The following is a 17,022-nucleotide window of genomic DNA, read 5'->3' as shown; positions in this document are numbered from 1 at the left end:
GTAGCCTATCGCATTGAGATAGGGTTGCCTAACCTATGTTATGAGACGCTACTGCAGCAGACCTTCCAGTGAGGCAGCCCGTGACTTCGACATCCACCTCGCCCACCCATCGCGACGGCTACGTCCCCTTCCCGACCGCCGACGCCGCGACCTATCGCGCGGCGGGTTACTGGACCGGCCGCCCACTCGGCGACCTGCTGCGCGCGACCGCGACCCGGCACCCGCGCCGCACCGCCCTGCTCGATGCCGACAACATGCGCACCTACGCGTGGGTAGATGCCGAGGCCGACCGAATGGCGCACCGATTGCTCGCACTCGGCATCGCGCCGGGCGATCGGGTGGTCGTACAACTGCCGAATGTGCCGGAGTTCCTGACGGTCCTGTTCGGACTGCTGCGCGCCGGAATCATTCCGGTGCTGACCCTGCCCGCGCATCGCCGCGCCGAAATCGCGCATCTGGCCGGACTTTCCGAAGCGGTCGGCTACATCGTGGCGGACCGGCTCGGCGACTTCGACTATCGTGAACTGGCCGAAACCGTGCGTTCGGCAGTACCCACGCTGCGTCACGTTCTCGTTCTCGGCGATCCAGGAACTTTCACCGCTCTGAATTCGATTCCCCGCGACGGGAGTTCACTGCCCGACATCGATTCGAGCGATATCGCGCTGATGCTGGTCTCCGGCGGTACCACCGGGCTGCCGAAGCTCATCGCGCGCACCCACGACGACTACGTCTACAACGCCACCGCAAGCGCCGAGATCTGCGGCCTGACCGAGGACGACGTCTACCTCGCGACGCTGCCCGCCGCACACAATTTTCCCCTCGCGTGCCCCGGCATCCTCGGCACCGTCTCAGTCGGCGCAGCCGTCACCTTCATCACCGATCCGAGCCCGGAAGGCGCCTTCGCCGCCATCGAACGGCATGGCGTCACCGTCACGGCGGTTGTGCCGCCGCTGGCCCAACTCTGGTGCGCGGCCACCGAATGGGAGGATGCCGATCTCGGCTCATTGCGCCTACTCCAGGTGGGCGGTGCACGACTGGCCGAGGTGAACGCCCGCGACGTTACGCCCGCGCTGGGCGTGCAGCTGCAACAGGTCTTCGGTATGGCCGAAGGCCTGCTCAACTACACCCGACTCGACGACAGCGCCGATATCGTCTGTACCACCCAGGGTCGTCCGCTCTCGCCTGCCGATGAGGTGCGGGTCGTGGATGGTGACGGCAATGATGTCGCCCCCGGCGAAGAGGGCGAACTGCTTACCAAAGGGCCCTACACAATCCGCGGCTACTACCGCGCACCCGAACACAACGCCCGCGCCTTCACCCCCGACGGCTACTACCGCTCCGGCGATCTCGTGCGCCGACTGCCGAGCGGACATCTGATCGTCTCCGGCCGCATCAAGGACGTCATCAACCGCGGCGGCGAAAACATCTCCTGCGACGAACTCGAGGAGCATCTGCTCGCCCACCCGTCGGTCCGGCATGCCGCCGCAGTCGGCCTCGCTGATGCCGCACTAGGGGAAAAGGTCTGCGCCGTCCTGGTTGTCGACGGGGAGATGCCGACCCTGGCGCAGCTGAAGTCCTTCCTCACCGAGCGCGGCCTGGCGACCTACAAACTCCCGGACCTGCTCCGTCGGGCCGATGAACTCCCGATCACGGCTGTCGGCAAGATCGATAAGAAGGCCCTGCGCGCCAGTCACGGCTGACCGGAACGATCAGGGGTGGCGCGAGTCCGATCTCGCCACCCCCGATCAGAACCCCGGATAACCGGGTGCCCCAGCAGATGATTCGGAACGAGGGCCCGCCTTGATGGGTATGACTTCGAATTGCTACGCCTTGACGACATAGGGCGCGACACTACCCAGTTTTTCGCAGGTCTCCTCGAATTCCCGCTCCGGTCGCGACTGCCCGACAATGCCCGCGCCCGCGCGCAGCCACGCGCCATCGGTGGTCTGGTAGACCGCCCGCAGCACCAGCGTCGCCTCCATCGCACCGCTCGGCGAAATCGTCACCACTGCACCGGAATACAGACCACGCGGCGCGCCGTCGAGACGGAATACCGAATCGACACCCTCGCGCTTCGGAATACCGGACGCCGTGACCGACGGAAACAGCACCTCCAGCGCATCCCAGCTGGAACGGTCCGCCGCCAGCCGCCCGCGCACCGTGGAGGCCAGATGCTGCACACTGCCGCGTTCTCGAACCGCCATGAAATCGGAGACCGCTGGCGTGCCGGGATCGGCCACCTCGGTGATCTCGGCGAAGGAGGTCTGCACCGAAATCGCGTGCTCCACGATCTCTTTGGGATCGGTGATCAGGTCGGCCCGAGCCGCCATATCAATGGCCTCGCCGAGTCCGAAGGCACGCGTGCCGGCGAGCGGCTCGGTGGTGACCACCCGATCCTCGTCGACGGAGGCGACCAACTCCGGACTGAATCCGGCCGCCTCGAGTCCACCTAGGCGAAGCAGGAACGAGCGCGCCGGAGTGTTGTTGGCACGGCCGAGCCGGTAGCTGGCCGGGATGTCCACCGCGAACGGCAGATCGACCTTCCTGGACAGGATGACCTTCTGATAACGGCCGGAATGGATTTCCGCGACCGCCTCGGCGACCCGATCGCGATATCCGGTGGGATCGAGACGCACGTCGACCGGATGTGCCTGCGGCAGTTCGGTTTCCTGGGATGCGGAGATGAGATCGTGAATGTCATTGGCCTCGGCCGGTGTGGCGCCGGAAATCCGGACACCGAACTCACCGACACGCACCTCGATGCGCGGAATCATCAGATGGGCCAGTGCGGTACGCGGATGCAAATGCCGCGTCGCATCCAATGCCCATGCGCAGAATTCGAATCCGATCCAGCCGTAGGCCTGGCGCCCGCCGAGCGGCAAAGTGGCCAGCGCGTTGTCGATGACCCGCGCCGGGCTGCCGTCCCAAGCACTGGTCGTGCCGCGTCCGTCCCAGGACACGCGCAGTTCGTTCGCGTCGAGTTCGACGCTGCCGAGTGGATCCGCGGCGAATACCCATTCGCCGGGCCGTTCGTACATCAGGTATTCGCCGAAGCGCTCGGCCGCCGCCAGCCGGGACATCGCTGCCGCCGGATCGGTCACAGACTCAATGCGCAAGCGCTCCGTGGTCGACAACGATCCTCCAAGGTAAAGCTGACCTAACTCAGAAAAGTAAGGTTAGCATTACCTGACTCGCTTCGTAGCTGTGCTGCAGACCACAACCAACGGCTACTCCGCGGGCACCGCCAGCGCCGACCGCTCAACGCTCAGCAAACTCTCCGTACTGTGCTCCGCGTGGTACGCGGCACCGCCGCCGCGCACTCCGAACAATCGCTTGCTGTAGACCAGCCAGACCACCGCGGCGATATTGATCAGCAGCGCGCCGATGCGCAGCACGGTGATCTTCTCCGTCAACTCGTAGATCTCCAACGGTAGGAAGATGCTGGTCGCGACCACCGCGAAGTACTCACCCCAGCGCTTCACCAACCACAGCCCCACTGCCTCGATCGCCTGTAGCGTCGCATAGGCGAGGATGCCGATGGCCACCCACAGCAGGGTGGTATTCGACAGCGAGAACGCGTTATCGATCAGATGCACGATCTTGGATCGGTCGATATCCCAGCCGATCTGATCGGCCAGTGGCCGCAGCAGCGGCAGTTCCTCGTCGAAGGCCGCCCGCATATCCTCGCGCGAGGACCGGAATTTGAAGACGGCGACCCCGGCGACCACCAATAGCAAGCCGCGCACCAACCGCTCGATCGCCAACGCCCGCATCAGCCAGCGGTCCCGCAGCAGTCGTCCGCGCGGCACCTCCGGCGCGTGGTCGGCAGGTCCGGAGCCCACAGGTTCGCCGGGCACGAAGGTGCCGCAGCGCAGACACCGCCATGCGACACCGGCCACCGTCTGAACATGCAGCCGCTCCGCCAGTTCCCGCTCATCCGGCGCATAGGTGTAATGGCCGTGCCAGCCGCACGCGCGTAACGCCCAATCCATGCGCGCAGCCTAGTTCGCGATCACGACCGGCCGCGATCGCAGACGCCGTGTCGAGGCCCGATGCCAACTCGCCCGCCGGAGTTCCTGCGCGGAATCCACTGGCGGGCTTCAATAGGAGTCATGATCGATCATCGCGGGGATTCGCCCGCTCCGGCTCGAGCGGCAGCACCCGACTCCGTGGTGGCACTGATCGATGCGGGCTCCGGCGTGGAACGCGAACTCATCGGCGCCTGGCTGGCCGAGGGCGGCATCGAACACGAACTCGGCGTCGACGCACCTGTCACCCAGTTGGATCTCGACGCGGATGCGATCGGCGATCGCCTGGTGGGAAGGCGCGACGATCCGCTGGTCGTGCCGATCCGGGTGCTATGGCTGCCGCCGGAACGCGACGGGGTCCGCCGCATTACCTTCGCCGACCTGGCCCTGCTGACCAATCCGCGCAAGCCGAACCGGTTCGCGCAACGTCGGTTGATCGGCAAATCACCGGACCGTCACGTGGTGCTCACGGGTCAGCCCGCCCTGCTCAGCGAACTGCGCGCCAATAACCCGGAGGCGGCGGCGCTGCTCATGAAGGGGGCCGGCGAGCCATTCGCCCGCGCCATCGTGCGCGCCGCGGTCGTCGCTCTGGAACGTGCCGAACGTTCCATCATCGGTGACCGGTACAAGGTGCCGCGGCTGGTGGCCGAGGAGATCCTCGACTCCCCCGAGTTCCTGCGCAGGCTCGAACTCATCGCCGATCAGCTCGGCACAAGTCCGCACGAGGTGTATCGGCGGGCGGAGAAGGCGCTGAACGAGCTCGTCGCCGCCCAGAGCCAGTTGGTCTCGGATCTGTTCACCCAGGCGATGCGCCCGATCCACGCCTCGACCTGGAAGGTCGACTCCGACGACTCCGGCCTGGACGGACTGCGTGCGTTGAACCGGAGCCATCCGCTGGTCTTCCTGCCCTCGCACCGATCCTATGTGGATGCCTTCGTCCTCGGTGATGTGCTGGCCCGCAATGACTTTCCACCGAATCACGTGATCGGCGGCGCGAATCTGAGCTTCTGGCCGATGGGTCCGATCGCCCGGCGCACGGGCGCGGTCTTCATCCGGCGCAGCTTCGGTGACGACGACGTCTACAAGGCGGTGGTCGAGGAGTACTTCGCCTACCTGCTGGCCAAGCGATTCAATATGGAGTGGTACTTCGAGGGCGGCCGCACCCGCACCGGCAAGCTGCGCCCGCCGCGCTACGGCTTGCTGAATTACCTTGCCGCCGCGGTCCGTTCGAATCGGATCGACGATGTCATGCTCGTCCCGGTCTCGATCACCTACGAGCGACTGAATGAACTCGGCGCCATCGCCACCGAACAGGCGGGCGGGAAGAAGAAACCGGAGGGGCTGGCCTGGCTGGCGCGTTATGTACGCAGCCAACAGCATTCGGCCGGACATGTCTATGTGCGATTCGGCGAACCGCTCTCGGCGCGCGATCGCCTTGCCGCATACGGGGATCCGCTCACCCCGCCGCCGACGATCATTCCGCTGCACCGCACCGAAGCGGCGGGTACCGAGCCGAACAATCTCGCCGAGTCGGCGCAGCTCGCCGAGCTGGAACGAAAGGCCGTGCAGCGGTTGGCCTTCGAGGTCGCCGTCGGCATCAACGCGGTCACTCCGATCACGGTCAACGCGCTGGTCACATTGACGCTACTCGGTGTGCACGAGCGGGCGCTCACGCTCAGCGAGGTGCGTTCCGTGCTGGCCCCGGTACTGCGGTACATCGAACAGCGGGGTTTGCCCAGCGGCGAGCTGGCGGCACTGCGCGACGAGCAGAGTCTCGCGGTGGTACTCGAACAATTGTCGCTGGCCAGGGTTGTTACGGTGTATCGCGGCGGGCTGGAACCGGTGTACTCGATCGAATCGGGTGCGCATCTGGAGGCCGCGTTCTATCGCAATAGCGCGGTGCACTGGTTCATCAACCGCGCCATCCTCGAATTGTCCATCCTGTCCGCCTTGGAAATGCGGGCGCCGGATCAGCTGCGGGCGGGCTGGGACGAGGCCTTCCGACTGCGCGATCTGCTGAAGTTCGAATTCTTCTTCCCGGAGCGGGCGGAGTTCTCGGCGCAGATGACCGCGGAAATGCTGCTGGTGGACCCGGATTGGCACCAACACACCGCGGCGGACACTCTCGGCGAGGATATTCTGCACAAACTCACCGCATCCGGATTCATGATGGCGCACCGCGCGCTGCGCGCCTTCGTCGACGCGCAACTTGTCGTGGCCGAGCGGCTCGAGGCCCGCGACAGCGCCGAGGAGATCGATCGCAAGGAGTTCATCGACGAATGCGTCGCCGTCGGTAGGCAGATGCTGCTGCAGCAGCGACTGCACAGTCCAGAATCGGTGTCCACCGAATTGTTCTCCAGCGCACTCAAGCTCGCCGACAATCACGGGTTGTTGGCCCACGTGAGTCACGACTCGGCCAAGCCTAGGGCCGAATTGTCTCGGCGCAGGAAAGAGTTCGCCGACCAGCTGCGCATCATCGCGACTCGGATCTCGCAGGCCGCCGCACTCGACCCGTCCAATAATCCTGTTCGGGGTGCCTGATGACCGAAAAGCGCCCCGCGGTCCCAACGGATCTCGCGGCAGCCATCGCCGCGATCCGATCCGGGCCGCAGGGCAATACGGTGGCCGCGGTCTTCGACCTCACCGCCGTTGTGGATGGTTTCGGGCGGCCCTCGCTGTGGCGGAGGACATTTCGGAGCAATAAGGGCGCAACCGCCGCGGACACCCTGCTCGACGGCATCCGCAACCAACTCACCGATGGCGAATACAGCCGGTTCCTACACCAGGCTATGCGGACACTGGCCGACCAACCGGAAGCCGAGCTGGACGAGCTGGGCACGCGGCTGTTCCGGAAAACGATCTACGGGCAGCTATATCCCGAGGCGTGGCAACTGATCCGCACGCATGAGGCCGCCGGACACACAGTTGTGCTCGCCACGGCACTGACCCGCTTCCAGGTCGAACCCGTGGCGGCCGAACTCGGTATCGAGCACGTGCTGTATACCCGGATGGCGACCAGCGACGGTGTGCTCACCGGTTATGCGGACGGAAAAACCCTGTGGCGCAACGGCAAGGCCGATGCGGTTCGCGAATTCGCCGCAGCGCATGTGCTGGATATCACTGCCAGCTCTGCCTACGCCGACAGCATCGCCGATCTACCGCTGCTCTCGGTGGTCGGACATCCGGTAGCGGTGAATCCCGATCATCAGCTCGCTACCGCTGCCGTCGAACAGAATTGGCCGGTACTGACGTTGCGTCCGCGCCGACCACCGCACCCGATCGACTATCTGCGCACCGTCGCCGGATTCGCCGGACTGCTGGCCGGTGCGTTGTTCGGTGTGCTGAGCAAGTCGTATACGCGCCAGCGCCGGAAGATGGCCGATGCGCTGATGGCCTACGGAACCGGTGCGACGCTCCGCACCACCGGTATTCGGCTGCGCGTCAGCGGTGCGGAAAACGCCCGCGCTCCACGACCCGCCGTCTTCCTGTTCAACCATCAGAGTCAGTTCGACGTGATCATCGTGCCCAAGGTGCTCCAAGGCGGGGTCACCGGAATCGGCAAGAAGGAGCTGACGAAGAATCCGATCTTCGGTCCGCTCATGCGGTTCGTCGGGGTGACCTTCATCGATCGTGCGAACACCACGCAGGCCAAGGCCGCGCTGGCGCCGGTGGTGCATACGCTGCGCGGCGGGCTGTCGATCGCGATCTCGCCCGAAGGCACCCGGTCGTATACGCCGGGTATCGGCCCATTCAAGAAGGGGGCCTTCCATATCGCGATTCAGGCCGGTGTACCGGTGATCCCGGTAGTGATCCGCAATGCCGGTGAAGTCAACCGGCGCAACTCGATGGTCGCCCGCAAAGGCACCGTCGACGTAGCCATCCTCCCCCCGATCGACGTCTCCAACTGGACCCCCGCCACCATGGACGAAAACGTCGAAGCCGTTCGCCAGCTGTACACCGACACCCTCCTGAACTGGCCGCCGCCGGACCACTGACGCCCCTGCGCACCCGTCCGGCATTCTCCAGCGGCCGCGCGGCACTGACCGATTGCGGTACCCGACTCCGATGCGCCGAAGGTCGAACGCGCGCATGACGACGACCTTGCGCCCGCCGGGAATTGAGCGACGGGGTGCCAGGTCGTCGGGGTGGTTAAACCGAACGGCCGAACAGCAGCTTCCACGGCATCAGCGCGGATTCCAGCTGCACCTTGAGGCTCATCTTGGAGGCGCCGAGGGTGCGCTCCTCGAACCGTATGGGCACCTCCGCGATCGTGATGCCCTTCTTCACGGTCCGATAGTTCATCTCGACCTGGAACGAGTATCCGTTGCTGCGAATCGAGGCGACGTCGATGGCACGCAGCGTATCGGCCTTCCACGCCTTGAATCCGGCGGTCGCGTCCTTCACGGCGAGGCGCAGGATCAGATTCACGTAGAAGTTGGCCCAAGCGGACAGCGCCTTGCGGTACCACTTCCACTCCTCGGCGGTCGACCCGCCGGGCACGTAGCGGGACCCGAGCACGACACCGGCATCGGTGGTGTTCAGCTTCTCCAGCATGGCCGGAATGACCTCGGCCGGATGTGACAGGTCGGCGTCCATCTGGATCACCACATCGGCACCCTCGTCCAGCGCCCGGGTGATCCCGGCCACGTAGGCACGGCCCAATCCATCCTTTTCGGTGCGGTGCAGTACACCGACGACATTCGGCAACTCGACGGCCAGCTTGTCGGCGATCTCACCGGTCCCGTCCGGCGAATTGTCATCCACCACGAGCACATGCAGATCGGGCACCGGCAGCGCCGTCAGCCGCTCCACCGCAACCGGCAGATTCTCCCGCTCGTTGTAGGTCGGCACAACAACGGTAACCCTCAAGGGTCGCCCTCCCTGCTCACCTGTTCCAGCCCGCAGACCCACGACAGGACCCGGAGCACTCGTCTGATTGCCAAGAACCGTACTTGATCGAACTGAAGGCCACCTGAGCGCCCGCACGCTCCCGCCGCCACCCGAATACCCGCGACCTGCCGACTACCTCGCAAATCACCGGGCCCACCCCACCGACCGCCTCTGGATCCGCACCGAAATCAGTTGCCGCACACCACCCCCTGACGCGCCCTCACTTATCCCCATCGCGCCAATTCCGATCTCGGGCATCCTCGCGCGCATTGCGCGCATGCACGATCTCCAATGCCCGCTCAGCCGTGGCCTGATCCGGATACGGCCCCATCCGATCCCGAAACCAACACTGCTTCCCACTCTCGGCCCGCTGATGCTTCAAGCAGTAATACCACTTCTCCGCCATCCCCCCAGCATCCCACCACCATGATCAACAGATCCCCCTTTTCCACCCAACCCCCAACCCCTTGGCGCGCTCCGCACCACCTGTGGGCACGGGTGCGGCACAGCCGAAAAGCCGGTCGTCCTGGCCTGCGACGGCCGGGACGACCGGCGCGACGGTTAGATGCAGCCCTTTGCCCTGAGCTGGGCCGCAACCTCGTCGGAGACAGTGATAGAGCGGCCGATATTGGCCTCCGTCAGGTCGGATGCGCTGATCCCGGCCTGCATCGCACAGCCGAGCAACTTGGCGTCGACGGTGATGGTTTCGTCTGCGTGCGCGATGCCGGCCCCGGTCATGAGGGCACCGGCCAGCGCTATAGCAAGAACACCGGTCTTGACGAATCGCACGAGATTTCCTCCTTCGAATCGCAGTCCTACGGTTCTGCTTGCACCTGATTCACTTGCGTGGATGTTTCGGAGTACGCCCGCCCGCCGTAGCCGACGAAGCCCACCCCTGAGTTGCAGGCTCAAACATACGCACGGACACCGATACGCGCCGAGCATTCGTCACATCGTCGAGGTAAATGGCAGATCCGCAGCCCGCCGAGCGGGTGGGGTCGCACCCCACAAAGACAAAAGACAAGAAGCTCCTGTCCGCGCGCTTTGCGGACAGGAGCTTCTGCGACGAGTGGCCAGGGCCGGGATCGAACCGGCGACCTTCCGCTTTTCAGGCGGACGCTCGTACCAACTGAGCTACCTGGCCGCAGGCACCCGTGGTGAATGCCATACGCGAAACGCCGGATTGCTCCGGCGCTTACTTTGCGACCCTGACGGGACTCGAACCCGCGACCTCCGCCGTGACAGGGCGGCGCGCTAACCAACTGCGCCACAGGGCCTTGCGTTGCTTCCAACGATCCGAAGACCGTACCCCCTACGGGATTCGAACCCGCGCTACCGCCTTGAAAGGGCGGCGTCCTAGGCCGCTAGACGAAGGGGGCTCGCCCCGGATTTCTCCGGACCGGCTTCAACGGCTGTCCGTTGGGAGCTGGGATAGCTTATGACACACCAGCCGCGTTTCCCAAATCGGCTGTTCAGGCTCCCAAACCGAGCTCTTCGAGGCGGGCCTGTGCGCGCCAGCCGTCGTTGCGGAACTTCTCGGCCCATTCCGGGGTGGCCATTGCCTCGACCACAACCTCGAGCGCCTCCTGGAACCGAGCGCGCAGATCGACACCGTTGCCGAGGATGTCTATCAGATAACGCTGGCCGGCCAGCGCGGCGGAGATCGTGCGGGTGAAACGGTCCGGATCGGCGTCGGCGCGCAGCTGCCCCTGATCGATGGCACGGACCGCGAGCGCCCTGGTGGCCCGGCCGAGTATGCGACCGCCGCCGATCTGTACGTCGCGATAGAAGTCCGGTTCGATGATCAATCGGAATTCGGCCTGCACGATGATGTCGTGTTCGAGTCGCAATGCCACCTCGTCGACCATGCCGTGCAGGACGTCCAGTGGTCCGAGATCCGTTCTGGCAAGCCAACGCTCGGCAGAGGTGCGGTATCGGTCGACCGCGGTCTCGAGTACCGCGCGCGCGAGATCTTCCTTGGAATCGAAATGAAAGTACATGGCGCCCTTGGTGGCGCGTGAACCTTCCAAAATGCGGTTGAGCGATGCAGCGGCATAGCCGCTCTTCCCGAACTCAACGGCGGCGGACCTGATTATCGCCGCGCGTGTCCGGCGGGCCCGCTCTTGCTGCCGTGCCATGCTCGAAACGCCTCCGAAGCCTACTCGTCGCCAATCGGTGCCCCTAAAGGAACGGACCCTTGGCGCGAAGTCATGAGTTTTATCAATACTTCAAACCGGGATTTCGCCCCGTTTCAAACTTTCGGTACGAAAACTTGCGAAAATCCTTAAACACACCAGCTGGTATAGTTTTCTTGCCCAGGTGCGCCGCAGGGGGTGCGCACCTGGGCATTACTTCGTCTCGGATCTGCCTCCCCCGGCGTCGACTCGTAGGAAGTCGCGATCGGTCGTACCGGCCGCGACACGTTCGGGCACACCAACGATAAGCGGAATTCCGGATCGCCGGGTAAGTCGGCGATTCTCCCGTAATTCACCAAGTCGTCACGGTACCCGGAAACACCATCCGACACGCGGCAAACCGAAGACTCCAGCGGCCGAAACATCCGGATATCTGTTACAGCAAACTTCACGCAATCGAGCAAAGTGCTACGTCGGATTTCCGAATTGGACAGCGACACAGGGCTATTCACCCGAGCCGACCAGCAGCCCGGTCACCGCGGCGCCGACCGCGCGACAACGGCCAGCCGCCTCGCTGCGCCCCCCGCGCACTGACCCTACACCCCCCGCAAATCCAAAGACATTGGTACGCAACATGATTGGATGGTAGCCTGGCTCGGCAGGAATGAACAAAGCTGGGTACCAAATGTTTACCGGCAGCATCGTTATCCACATGCACCGTGTTACCCGGTGCGCCAGCGCGACTCGACACCGGCACCCGACAACCCCGAGCGAACCGAATCGAGCCCCCGGCCGCCGCGCCCTGCCCCCGTTTACCCGATCCGCACCCGGCCCACTACACTGTCCATCCGCGCCCCTATAGCTCAGTTGGTAGAGCTACGGACTTTTAATCCGCAGGTCGTAGGTTCGAGCCCTACTGGGGGCACCTTCTCAGGCGTCCGGTTTCCATACCGGACGCCTGAGTCATTTCCGGTCCGTTCGAACTCGCGACGCGCCTCGGCTGCGGCCAGGAAACACCACATTCCACCGTGGGCTTTCTCATAACCCGGTGCGACCCGACACCCGGGGCATACCAGGGCGACAGGTGGCTTCACTCGATGATTTTCCCTTCCGGGTTTCATCGCACCGACAACTCGACCGGCCACCGCTACGAATGCGCTGAAGGCGGCATTGCCGACATCGCCCGGCGAATGCAAGCTGAGCGTTGGTCTGGTGCGCAGAATCAACGCTCAGCCCGACGGAAGCCACCAGCGGTAACGATCTGGTCGCCGACGCCGCCTCCATCGTGGCGACCTATCCGGCCGAGCAGCTGAACAGTGGCATACACCACAGGCGAAGTTCGGCTGCGCCAACTGGGTCGTACTCGGCCATCGAGTCGGCGGCAGCGGCAAGATCGCGCGGCACCAACGGCGCGATCGGAGAAGCGTTGACCGAGAAGGCAGGTGGTCCACTCAGGATTCTCCCCGCCGCACTTTTCGGCGGCGAACACTGAACGGTCGCGGGGGCGGCACCTGCGGCTTTGTGCGTTACAGCACGCTGAGCTAACGACTCTCGGCCCCTGACGATAGACCCCTTGCTACGGTCCGAGCCCCTACACTCGGTGTGGTTGTCGAACGCCGACATCGGCGTATGAGCTCGATCACGAGGTCTCATTTGTCAGCCAGATGCGTTTCGCATCACACCTACGGTGCCGTAAGGTATGGCCGCATCGGCACACGGTCTACCCCGGGGAACTGACCAGCAAGAGCACACACATGAAGGGCTTGTATATGGCAAGGGATCTGACTCAACTCGAGCTGCTCACGGAGTTGGAGCCGGTTGCCGAAGAAAACGTCAACCGGCACCTCTCCCTGGCAAAGGAATGGCATCCGCACGACTATGTCCCGTGGGATGAGGGCCGCAACTTCGCGGCACTCGGCGGGGTCGACTGGGACCCTGAGCAGTCCCGACTGAACGAGGTCGCGAAGGCGGCCATGATCACGAATCTGCTCACCGAAGACAATCTGCCCTCTTATCACCGCGAGATCGCCGAGAACTTCTCGCAGGACGGCGCCTGGGGCACCTGGGTGGGCCGCTGGACCGCCGAGGAGAACCGCCACGGGATCGTCATGCGCGATTACCTCGTGGTCACCCGTGGCGTCGATCCCGTCGCGCTCGAAGAGGCGCGCATGGTCCACATGACCAATGGATTCGCTTCGCCGACCGAGGCCGATGCGGGCTTCCTGCACTCGGTGGCGTACGTGACCTTCCAGGAACTGGCCACCCGGGTCAGCCACCGCAATACCGGGCGGGTCTGTGACGACCCGATCGCCGACCGCATGCTGCAACGCGTCGCCGCCGACGAGAACCTGCACATGATCTTCTACCGCAACATGTGCGGCGCGGCCCTGGATCTGTCCCCTGACCAGGCGATCGAGGCCATCACGCTGATCCTGGAGAACTTCCAGATGCCCGGCGCCGGTATGCCCAACTTCCGCCGCAACGGCGTGCTCATGGCCAAGCACGGCATCTACGACCTGCGCCAGCACCTCGAAGAGGTGGTGCAGCCCGTGCTCAAGAAGTGGAACATCTTCGAGCGCACCGATTTCACCGCACGCGGCGAGGCGGTGCGCGAGCGGCTCGGGCTGTTCCTGGAGAAGTTGAGCCAGGACGTCGTCAAGTTCGAAGAGCAGCGCGACCGCATGCTCGCCCGGGAGGCCAAGAAGCGCGAGCTCGCCGGTATCGCCGGCTGAGATCGACCTCCGCGAACATAAACGCGCCGCCGCCGGATTTCTCCGGCGGCGGCGCGTTTATGTTCGGCAACGCCGATTTCGGTGGCGAACTTATAGATTCAACCGTCGAAACTCGTTGCGGCGCTACTTCACCGGCAGTGCGCCGTCGACACCGCCCACATCGGTGATCTTCCATTCCGAGTTCTTATCCAGCGTGACGTTGTAGGTCACCGTTGTCTGCGCGCCCTCCGGGCTCTGCGCATTCGTCGAACTCACATTCACGAACACATCGACTTTGTAGGTACCGCCTTGCTCCGACATCACCTTCGCGGTAATCGGCGCGGCGGTGGAGGTCCACTTCAGCGGAACCAGAATCTGTTCGAGCTTGGGCGCGGTCGCATCGAACTTGTTAGCCAGTTGCGGAACGGTATTCGCCTTCAGCTTGGCCACCCATGACGGTATGTCCTGATAGTTGACGGTGGCCGCGCCGACCGCGTATTCGGTGGCCACCTGCTCGGCCTTCTTATCCGCGGCTTCCCGATCGTTTCGGTCGGCGAGATCACCGCTGGCCGAGACGAGAAGACCGCTCAGCACGGCGACCGCGATCACCAATGCGCCGATTACCGTGCCGAGGACCACGCTGGATACGCGAATCGACACAGTTCCCGGCCGGTGTCCGGACTTGTGGGCCCGCGTATCGGATGCCGTTGCTTCGGCAGTCTTGCCCAACTTCAGGCCGGAGTCGTCATCGCCTGGTGCGGTGCCCTCGATCGGTTCCGTCATTCGCCCTCTCCGATAACTCTGGTGGTCACGGGCGCTACCCATGAGTAACAGGCTACTGAGGCCGGCTGAGAAGGCCGGAGCGCCCTCGGCGCAGGGGCTCCTGGCCGGGCAAACCATCTCGGGGCCCGATTCCGAATCCGCCGATGATCCGGCCGCGAACCTCGACACTGGTGGTATTGCCGCCGACGGCGCGCCGCGCTGACCGGCCATGACTCACACCGACCGCAGGAGGCTGAGGCTATGTCCAGCACATCGAAGGGCGACGGGGCGCTCACCGGCAAGGTTGTCGCGATCACCGGAGGGGCGCGCGGTATCGGACGCGCGAGCGCCGAGGCATTTCTCGCGGCGGGCGCCGCGGTCGCGATCGGCGATATCGACGTCGAACTCGTGGCCAAGACGGCGGCGGAGTTGGGTGCGGATCCGGATGCCAAGATCGTCGGCCTGCCGCTGAACGTCACGGATAAGGCCTCGTTCACCGCCTTCCTCGACAGGGTGGACGACGAACTCGGCCCGCTGGACGTGCTGGTCAACAATGCGGGGATCATGCCGACCGGTCTGTTTGCCGACGAGGACGAGGCGATGACCGATCGAATCATCGCCATCAACCTCAACGGGGTAATCCACGGTTCGCGACTCGCCGTACAGCGGTTCAAGAACCGCGGCAGCGGACACCTGATCAATATCGCGTCTTTGGCGGGGACACAGGGCTTTCCGGGCCTGGCCACCTACTGCGCGACCAAACACGCGGTGGTCGGGTTCACCTCGGCGCTGCATCTGGAGATGAAGGAGCACGGCATACATGTCGGCGCGGTGCTGCCCGGCATCGTGCGCACCGAGCTGTCCGCCGGTGCCAATATGCCGGCTTGGATCACGCCGCTGACCACGGTGGATCCGGAGGACGTCGCGCAGGCGATCGTGAAATCGGTGCAGCAGAACAAACCACTGGTGACCGTGCCACGCCGACTCGCGGCCATCATCAAATCAGCACAGCTGCTACCCTACCGCGCACAACTCCGCGTTGCCGAATTCACCGGCGCGACAACGGCTTACGCCCAACCCGACCCGGCCATACGCGAGATCTACCACCGCAGACTCCGCGGCGAATAAGGGTGAATCAGCGCACGTCAGCGTAGATGGCTTGGGGACAGCCCGGCCGCTGATGAGAGACTGGTGGGCGTGACGATTACTGCCGAAGCCAAGAGCACGCTGCGGATCGGGCCGTATCCGGTCGATCCGGCGGTGGTGCTCGCGCCGATGGCGGGCATCACCAACCTGGCGTTTCGGAAGTTGTGCCGGGAGTTCGGCAGCTCCACTTCGATCTATGTGTGCGAGATGATCACCGCGCGGGCGGTCGTCGAGCGCAATGAGAAGACGCTGCACATGATGTCCTTCGACGCGGACGAGCATCCACGCTCGATGCAGCTCTACGGTGTGGATCCGGCCACACTCGGCGAGGCCGTGCGGATCATTGTCGGCGAGGGCTGGGCCGATCACATCGACCTCAATCTCGGCTGCCCAGTGCCGAAGGTCACTCGACTGGGTGGCGGCGCGGCGCTGCCGTACAAGCGCGCGCTGTTCAGCAAGATCGTCAAGGCGATGGTTTCCGGCGCCGAACCGGCCGGTGTTCCGGTGACGGTGAAGTTCCGCATCGGCATCGACGATGACCACCTCACCTACTTGGACGCCGGCCGCATTGCCGAGGCCGAGGGCGCCAAGGCCGTCGCATTGCACGCCCGCACCGCCGCGCAGCGGTACTCCGGCCAGGCGGACTGGACGGCGATCGCCCGGCTCAAACAGGCCGTCACGACGATCCCGGTGCTCGGCAACGGCGATATCTTCTCGGCTGCCGACGCGGTGCGCATGATGGACGAAACCGGTTGCGACGGAGTCGTTGTCGGCCGCGGCTGCCTCGGCCGCCCATGGCTGTTCGCCGAATTGCAGGCGGCACTGCGCGGCGAGGCGCTGCCAGAGGCGCCGAATCTCGGCCGCGTCGGCGAGGTGCTGTACCGGCACGGCGCCCTACTCGCCGAACACCTCGGCGAGGACAAGGCCATGCGCGATCTGCGCAAGCATATGGCCTGGTATCTGATGGGCTTCCCGGTCGGCGCGGCCCTCCGCCGCTCATTCGCCACGGTGTCGAGCCTCACTCAATTGCAGGACCTCATCGGTGAACTCGACCCGACCGCGCCATTCCCCCGTGACGCCGAGGGCCCGCGCGGGCGCCAGGGTTCGCCGGGCAAGGTCGCGCTGCCGCACGGCTGGCTCGACGATCCCGATGATCCGGCCGTTCCCGCTGGCGCGGATCTGATGCACAGCGGCGGCTGACCGTAAGTGCAATCGCACTGTCGTCACCCAATTGTCGGAAAGCCTCCGACCAGCACACATCCAGATGCGCAAGACAACCTCGGCACGTCGATTCCGCACTGGGCTGGCTCGCCGTGGCGGAATCGTTATCATTGGCGGAATCGGTCATGC

14 protein-coding genes and 4 tRNA genes are annotated in these 17,022 nt (G+C 64.7%); 8 read left to right on the top strand and 10 right to left on the bottom strand.

All coding sequences use genetic code 11. The annotated features are described in order from the left end of the window. Window positions 1-80 precede the first annotated feature (80 nt). Window positions 81-1,700, top strand: a complete 1,620-nt coding sequence (locus ACQP2U_RS03150) for a (2,3-dihydroxybenzoyl)adenylate synthase (RefSeq protein ID WP_433713300.1) — start codon at window positions 81-83, stop codon at window positions 1,698-1,700. A 123-nt stretch (window positions 1,701-1,823) separates the two neighbouring features. On the opposite strand, the gene ACQP2U_RS03145 is transcribed toward ACQP2U_RS03150, so the two are convergent. Together ACQP2U_RS03145 and ACQP2U_RS03140 are read right to left on the bottom strand one after the other, a co-directional pair. Further along, window positions 1,824-3,134, bottom strand: coding sequence for a salicylate synthase (locus ACQP2U_RS03145; RefSeq protein WP_433713298.1), 1,311 nt, complete (start codon window positions 3,132-3,134; stop codon window positions 1,824-1,826). A 93-nt stretch (window positions 3,135-3,227) separates the two neighbouring features. Next, window positions 3,228-3,992 carry a DUF2127 domain-containing protein gene (locus tag ACQP2U_RS03140; RefSeq protein ID WP_397030352.1) on the bottom strand — a complete coding sequence of 255 codons (765 nt, stop codon included), beginning with the start codon at window positions 3,990-3,992 and terminating at the stop codon, window positions 3,228-3,230. Window positions 3,993-4,112: 120 nt separating this feature from the next. On the opposite strand from ACQP2U_RS03140, the gene ACQP2U_RS03135 reads away from it, so the two are divergent. After that, window positions 4,113-6,569 (top strand): glycerol-3-phosphate 1-O-acyltransferase, encoded by a 2,457-nt coding sequence (locus ACQP2U_RS03135; protein ID WP_433713297.1) that lies wholly within the window; start codon window positions 4,113-4,115, stop codon window positions 6,567-6,569. Beyond that, complete coding sequence (locus tag ACQP2U_RS03130) at window positions 6,569-8,023, top strand: HAD-IB family hydrolase (protein WP_433713295.1); 1,455 nt, start codon at window positions 6,569-6,571, stop codon at window positions 8,021-8,023. Before ACQP2U_RS03135 ends, ACQP2U_RS03130 begins: the two co-directional genes overlap by 1 nt. Window positions 8,024-8,177: 154 nt before the next feature. On the opposite strand, the gene ACQP2U_RS03125 is transcribed toward ACQP2U_RS03130, so the two are convergent. The 7 genes from ACQP2U_RS03125 to ACQP2U_RS03095 form a co-directional block, all read right to left on the bottom strand. Beyond that, a complete protein-coding gene (locus tag ACQP2U_RS03125; RefSeq protein WP_397030358.1) occupies window positions 8,178-8,897 on the bottom strand; it encodes a polyprenol monophosphomannose synthase in 720 nt (239 codons plus the stop codon). A 241-nt stretch (window positions 8,898-9,138) separates the two neighbouring features. Next, window positions 9,139-9,324, bottom strand: a complete 186-nt coding sequence (locus ACQP2U_RS03120) for a hypothetical protein (RefSeq protein ID WP_397030360.1) — start codon at window positions 9,322-9,324, stop codon at window positions 9,139-9,141. Window positions 9,325-9,479: 155 nt separating this feature from the next. Further along, window positions 9,480-9,707: a hypothetical protein gene (locus tag ACQP2U_RS03115; protein WP_433713294.1), complete on the bottom strand. Its 228-nt coding sequence runs from the start codon at window positions 9,705-9,707 to the stop codon at window positions 9,480-9,482. 281 nt (window positions 9,708-9,988) lie between these two features. Beyond that, a tRNA-Phe gene (locus ACQP2U_RS03110) sits at window positions 9,989-10,062 on the bottom strand. A 59-nt stretch (window positions 10,063-10,121) separates the two neighbouring features. Continuing rightward, a tRNA-Asp gene (locus tag ACQP2U_RS03105) sits at window positions 10,122-10,195 on the bottom strand. A gap of 29 nt (window positions 10,196-10,224) precedes the next feature. Beyond that, window positions 10,225-10,297: transfer RNA gene (locus ACQP2U_RS03100), tRNA-Glu, on the bottom strand. A gap of 93 nt (window positions 10,298-10,390) precedes the next feature. Next, complete coding sequence (locus tag ACQP2U_RS03095) at window positions 10,391-11,056, bottom strand: TetR family transcriptional regulator (protein WP_433713293.1); 666 nt, start codon at window positions 11,054-11,056, stop codon at window positions 10,391-10,393. Between the two features lie 849 nt (window positions 11,057-11,905). Between ACQP2U_RS03095 and ACQP2U_RS03090 the strand changes: the two genes are divergently transcribed. Both ACQP2U_RS03090 and ACQP2U_RS03085 read left to right on the top strand, forming a co-directional pair. Beyond that, window positions 11,906-11,978 (top strand) — tRNA-Lys (locus ACQP2U_RS03090). Between the two features lie 844 nt (window positions 11,979-12,822). Next, window positions 12,823-13,785 (top strand): acyl-ACP desaturase, encoded by a 963-nt coding sequence (locus ACQP2U_RS03085; protein ID WP_433716354.1) that lies wholly within the window; start codon window positions 12,823-12,825, stop codon window positions 13,783-13,785. A gap of 123 nt (window positions 13,786-13,908) precedes the next feature. On the opposite strand, the gene ACQP2U_RS03080 is transcribed toward ACQP2U_RS03085, so the two are convergent. Continuing rightward, window positions 13,909-14,547, bottom strand: a complete 639-nt coding sequence (locus ACQP2U_RS03080) for a hypothetical protein (protein ID WP_433713292.1) — start codon at window positions 14,545-14,547, stop codon at window positions 13,909-13,911. Window positions 14,548-14,587: 40 nt separating this feature from the next. On the opposite strand from ACQP2U_RS03080, the gene ACQP2U_RS03075 reads away from it, so the two are divergent. The 3 genes from ACQP2U_RS03075 (at window position 14,588) to dusB (ending at window position 16,872) form a co-directional block, all read left to right on the top strand. Then, complete coding sequence (locus ACQP2U_RS03075; protein WP_433713290.1) at window positions 14,588-14,749, top strand: hypothetical protein; 162 nt, start codon at window positions 14,588-14,590, stop codon at window positions 14,747-14,749. A gap of 38 nt (window positions 14,750-14,787) precedes the next feature. Beyond that, complete coding sequence (locus ACQP2U_RS03070; protein ID WP_433713288.1) at window positions 14,788-15,654, top strand: SDR family oxidoreductase; 867 nt, start codon at window positions 14,788-14,790, stop codon at window positions 15,652-15,654. 69 nt (window positions 15,655-15,723) lie between these two features. Then, on the top strand, window positions 15,724-16,872 hold the full coding sequence (gene dusB / locus ACQP2U_RS03065; protein ID WP_433713287.1) for a tRNA dihydrouridine synthase DusB: 1,149 nt from the start codon (window positions 15,724-15,726) through the stop codon (window positions 16,870-16,872). Window positions 16,873-17,022 lie beyond the last annotated feature (150 nt).

The sequence above is a fragment of the Nocardia sp. CA-084685 genome (genome assembly GCF_050955785.1).
Classification (GTDB): Bacteria; Actinomycetota; Actinomycetes; order Mycobacteriales; family Mycobacteriaceae; genus Nocardia.
Note: the sequence above shows the minus strand (reverse complement) of the source record. Positions and strands in the feature narration are given on the sequence as shown.